The organism is Mesorhizobium sp. M7A.F.Ca.US.005.03.2.1 (assembly GCF_003997795.1).
Classification (GTDB): domain Bacteria; phylum Pseudomonadota; class Alphaproteobacteria; order Rhizobiales; family Rhizobiaceae; genus Mesorhizobium; species Mesorhizobium ciceri.
On sequence record NZ_RZRP01000565.1, the window covers coordinates 1 to 4,188 of the forward strand.

A 4,188-nucleotide genomic window follows, 5' to 3' on the forward strand; every position below is an offset into this window, starting at 1 on the left:
GGCGAAACCCAGCAACAGGCCGGCGAGCGCGACCACGACCCGCGACGGCCCGTTCGGCTCGAGCGGCGCGAAGGCCTTCGAGATCACATTGATGTTGGCGGTGTTGATGTCCTTCTGCTCGCCGGTCTCCTTGGCGCGCAGCAGGTACTGTTCGTAGACGGAACGCTTGGCGGTCGCCTCGCGCTCCAGTTCGCGCATCGACACGAGGTCGCTGTTGACGTCGCCGCTGCGGACCTTCAGCTGCGCCAGGCGAGAGGCGAGATCCTGTTCGAGCTGGACGGCGCGCTTGAGGTCGACCTGCAGCGACGAGCCGATGCGGCGCAGCTCCGAGGCGATGCGGTCGCGTGCGCCGGCAATCTGGGCATTGATCGCCTGGAGTTCGGGGTGACGCGGGCCGAGCCGGATGGCGGCGCGGTCAGCTTCCTGCTTGAGCGACGCATATTGCGAACGCAGATCGCTCATCGTGTTGGAGTTGATCTCCTCCGGCAAGGTACCGGTGAGAACCGAATTGACGTCGACCGAACGCGCCGAGGCCGCCCGGGCGTTGAGTTCCAGGGTCCGGGCGCGCGCGACCGACAGCTGCTCGTTGAGTTTCAGCATCTCGTCGTCGCTGATGAGATGGCCCTGCGCGTCAACGAGATCGTGCGTGGCCCTGAAATCCTCGACCTTGCGCTCGGCTGCCTCGACGCCCTTGCGCAACTCGTCGAGCCTGGCCGTCAGTTCGTCGGTGGCGCGGCCTGCGGTGTCCGACTGTATCTGGCCGAAAGTCTGCAGGAAGACATCCGTCATCGTGTTGGCGATGAGCGCTGATTTCTCGCCATTCTGCGTGGTGGCGCTGACGGTGATGACGAAGGTCTTGCCGCCGCGCTCGACCGAAAGGCTCTCAGCCAGATTGCCGACAGCAAGCGCGCGGCGACGGCTGTCGTCGACACCCCCCGGCCCATCATTGCGGGACAGGACGGAGCGAATGAGCGACATGACACTGAGGCCGCCGCTGCCTTGCCCATTGAATTCCGGATCATTGACCAGATTGAGCTTGTCGACGACCTTGTTGAGAACAGTGCCTGATGTCAGCACCCGGACCTGGTTCTCGACGATGGCCAGCGTGGCGTCGGAAGCGACGACCGACTGGGTGAGGTCCCGATCGGTGAGCTTCAGGTCGCGCGGGTCGACGATCAGTTCGGTGGTGGCCTCATATTTCTTCGGCGTCGACAGCGCGATGGTGACGCCGAGCGCGGCGCCCAGCAGTGTCGTCGTCACGATCAGCAGCTTCGACTTGCCGACACCGCGCACCACCTGCATCGGATCGATCAGCGGCTTCCACTGCTGGCTGTCCGTGCCGTCGTTTCGGGATAACGATGCGTCGCCTGCAGCGTAAGGTTCCGATGTATGATCGGCGCGACGAGCGCCAGCGGTTTCGGCGGCACTAGGCTGTGTCCGCGGCGAGGTTTGCGCGCGGTACGCTTGCTCACGATCCCCGTCGGCCGCGACCGGATCCGACAGTTTCGGGTTGCGCGCCTCGCGCTGCGAGCGGGCGAGGCGATGACGCGTGGCGGCGTCCTCGCGCCATGACGGGTCTGCCCGGTCGCCGATCGAGACCAGCGACGCGTCGGGTTCGTCGCCACGCACAGCCTGGCCCAGCGCCAGCAACGAGCGCTCGCGCTTCCAGTCTTCGCGGTTTTCCCTGTCGACCATCGTCTGGAACTTTACCCTTGGCGACCTGCGAACGGAGATTGGCCATTCGTTAAGCCACGCTAAACAGGCATGGAAAACAAAAGGTTAATTTTCCCGCGCCGAAGCGTCGGTTTCTCGTTTCGGTTGCATCTATTTTCGACACAAGCCCAGCCGCCAGAACGGCACGTTAAGTTTTCCGGCCTAGGCTCTCCTTGAGACATGACGCAGGCCAGTGACATACCGCAAAGGCGGCCCCTCGCCCGGCCGCAAAGGCGGCCCCTCGCCCGGATCGGCAGCTTTTTGGCCGAACGACGGGGGCTGCTTCGCGACTATTTCTCAGCGATCAGCGGTGCCGGTGGGCGACTGGTGTTTTCGCTGGCCTATTTCATCGCGCTGGCCAACACGCTGTCGATATCCGAATTCGGCATGTTCGCCACCGCGTCGGCGGCCGGCGTCATGCTGTCGCGCATCCTCGCTTTCGGGTTCATCTCGGCGCTTTACCGCACCGCCACCATCCGCCCCAATCTGATCGGCACCTTTTCCGCCGGCTTCCTGCTGCTCGGCGTGCTGTCGCTGCCGCTGCTGGCCGTGGCCTCGTTCGGCGTCTATCTGCTTTTCTTTGCCGACACCGTGCCGCTGTCGGTGTTTGCGGCAATCGTCTTTGCCGAAGCGCTGTTGTGGCGGCCGGTGGAGGTGGCGCTGATCGTCAACAACGGCCTGGGCAAGTTCGGCCGCGCCGCGCTGCTGGCCATCCTGGCGACCGCGCTGCGGGCGCTCGGCGCGGTGCTGTTCATGTTCTCAGCGCAACACAGCGTCTGGATATGGTCCTGGTTCTATATCGGCGCCAATGCCGCCTCGCTGCTGATTGCCTTCGGCTTCTTCTACCCGCGCCAGAGGCTGCGGCTGCGCGTCGAGCTGTATCTTCGGCGATTGGCCGATTCCATCTATGTGGCCGGCGCCGAAGTGCTGTTCTACCTGCAGATGGAGTTCGACAAGCTGCTGGTGCTGGCGATCGGCGGCCCGCATCTGGCCGGCATCTACGCCATCATCATGCGGCTGGTAGACCTGACGGCGATTCCGATCCGCACCTTCTCGATGATGCTGGTGCAGCGCATGATGCGCGCGCCGGAACTGCTGTCACGGCTGGCGGTCAAGAGCGGCATCGAAGGCGGCGTTTTCGCGGTGTCGACGCTGGCGCTCTTGACGCTCGGCATCGTGCTGCATTTCTTCCCCAATGCGCTCGGCAAGAATGTCGCCGAGGCTGCCCCGCTGGTGGTGCTGGCGATCTGCGTGCCGGGATTGCGCAATCTGATCGAATACCAGGCCGAGCTTTTGTTCGCACGCGGCCAGACGCTGGTGCGGGCGCTCAATCTCGGCCTGCTCGCCGGATTGAAGGCGCTGTTGCTGACCTATGTGCTGACGACCATCCTCGACACGCCGAAGCTGGTGCTGTCGCTCAATGTCGTCTTCCTGCTTTTGTATCTCGCCTCGACGCTGCTCACCTATTCGGCGATGCGCAAGCCGGCCAAACCCGTCTAGGACTTTCTCATTTGTACATGACTTCTGGACAAACGGAAATCGTTGTCCGAGAAAACCGGTTTCCGCTTTTCGGGATGATCTAATCCAACCCAATCAGACGGCGGATGCGGCCGATATCGGTGCCGATGAAGGATTGCATGCCGATCGCCACCTGCTCCGGCGCCATGGCGGCAACGAAGCGGCGGAACTCGTCATCCGAAAGCGCTTCGCCGGTCCAGTGCACGCGGCAGAACTCTTCGGAACCGTGGAAGTGGCCGGCTCCGTCCAGCAGATCGTCGACATAGCGGCCGTAGATCATGCATTCGGAGAATTTGCGCGCCGAACCGACGACCTCGACCCAGTTGCGGCCATGGACCTTCTCGATCTCGCCGCACATGGCCAGCACGGTGTCGCGCCGCCAGGCGATCAGCGTCGAGATGTAGTCATGGATCGACGTCCGGGACGGGTCGATGCCGAGTGCCGATCCCGCATTGCGCGACCAGATGCGATGCTCCTCATGACCTTCGTCCGCCAGCACAGCGTCGCGGCGGAACAGGCGCACCTTGCCGTCGCGCCAGAAGGCGCCGCAGTCGAAAGGTTTCAGGAAGGCAACATCGGAATCGCAGAAGATGAGCACGTCTTGAGATGCATGCGCTGATATGGCGATGCGGCGCAACTGCTGCACATGCCAGCCGCGCAGCGGCTGGGTCTTCAGGCTGAGCCAGACGCGCCGGCGAAACAGGCTGAGCGGATCGTCGAAGGCGTGCAGCCAGCGCGGCAGCAATTCCCGCTCGTCGACCACCGTGCGGCGGCCGGTCTCCAATTGGCGAAACAGGCCGACATCGCGATGCTCGACCAGGATGTAATGGTGCGCCGCGCCAGAAACGTGGCGATCAAGTGTCTCGCACAGCAGGCGACAGCGCTCGAAATCGGGCGCATAGCTTGCCGTCACGATGGCCGCCGTCGGTGTCTGCCGGAGCGGGCTTGGCTCGACAG

Annotated in this window: 3 protein-coding genes; 1 reads left to right on the plus strand and 2 read right to left on the minus strand. The window is 63.8% G+C overall.

All coding sequences use genetic code 11. The features are described from left to right. A partial coding sequence (locus EN991_RS25690) for a GumC family protein (RefSeq protein ID WP_127369811.1) occupies positions 1-1,695 on the minus strand: 1,695 nt, incomplete at its 3' end. 198 nt (positions 1,696-1,893) lie between these two features. Between EN991_RS25690 and EN991_RS25695 the strand changes: the two genes are divergently transcribed. Then, the gene (locus EN991_RS25695; protein ID WP_127369812.1) at positions 1,894-3,213 is read left to right on the plus strand and encodes a lipopolysaccharide biosynthesis protein; all 1,320 of its coding nucleotides are present in this window, start codon (positions 1,894-1,896) and stop codon (positions 3,211-3,213) included. A gap of 79 nt (positions 3,214-3,292) precedes the next feature. Here EN991_RS25695 and EN991_RS25700 read toward each other — a convergent pair. After that, on the minus strand, positions 3,293-4,188 hold an 896-nt coding region (locus tag EN991_RS25700), incomplete at its 5' end, for a DUF6492 family protein (protein ID WP_245461078.1).

Excerpts from the sequence above, each read along its gene's own strand:
- EN991_RS25695 (WP_127369812.1), top strand. The coding sequence starts at position 1,894 with ATGACGCAGGCCAGTGACATACCGCAAAGGCGGCCCCTCGCCCGGCCG.